Annotated in this window: 1 protein-coding gene; it reads right to left on the minus strand. The window is 58.7% G+C overall.

The annotated features are described in order from the left end of the window. Positions 1 to 978: hypothetical protein (locus CX664_RS26885; protein ID WP_180966642.1), on the minus strand; the 978-nt coding region annotated here is incomplete at both ends.

Genomic DNA, 978 nt, shown 5'->3' on the forward strand with positions numbered 1-978 from the left:
TCAGGTATCTTGGGCAAACCCTGCACCAGCCCTTCCAGTTCTTCCGGGGTAAGGGCAGCCAGCCTGACCTGGGTGCAGCGGCTCGTCAGGGCCTTGCTCAGCGCTTCCCGTCCGGCAAAATAGCCGGGATTGATGGTGGCAAACAGGCGAAATCCCCGTGCTGCATGGCCGGTCAACACATGATTCAGCAACCCTTCTACATAGTGGCTGGGAATCAGGTTAAGCTCACTGATGGCAATCAGTTGCCCCCGGCTCATCGCCTGGTTAACGCTCTCGGCCAGAGTGGCCCACTGGTTCGGGTTGGCATTGATATGGACAAACGGACGTACTGGCCGTTGTTTCCTCTCTTGCTGTTGTTGCCAGAGCCGGATGGTTCTCTTCAGCACAAAATCCTTGCCCCAGCCCGCCGGCCCTTGCACCAGCATGGCGGTGCGTCCCGAGTCATCCTTGTCCAGACTTTGCCAGTAGTGGTAGACCAGCTGCCGGACAGGCTCCGCAGAGAAGTCACCATCGGTGTTGGCGGCCTGCAGTCGTTGGATAAAATCAGTAAAGCTCGCGTCAACCCCCGCCAAAAGGGACGGATCTTCCTTGAACTGGCCCTGGTACCAAGCGTTGAGGGTGTTCAGCCGTTGCTGGTATTCCGTGGTTACAGCACCGGCCAGACTGTCCATAAATGCCCGCCTGATCAGGGCGTTGACTTGCGCTGGCGTGTCGTCCCCGGTCGCGGAGCAGTGACGGAGAATCTGGCGAACGGTGGCCAGCACATCGGTGATATCTCTGGGTGTGGTCTGGTCCTGCAGCTCCCGGAACTGGTTGTACAGGGTTAATAGCCGGTCACGGGCCTGTTGTTTCAGGTGCTCAGGCCAGGCCTGCGGTAGATTGGGCAGAATGATGGCGTTGGCCAGCACGGTGTCCGGCAAGGGGTTATAAAAGAAGGTGGGAATCCGTGATTTCAGCGTGTTATCCAGGTGCCGTCCC

Source organism: Endozoicomonas acroporae (genome assembly GCF_002864045.1).
Lineage (GTDB): Bacteria > Pseudomonadota > Gammaproteobacteria > Pseudomonadales > Endozoicomonadaceae > Endozoicomonas > Endozoicomonas acroporae.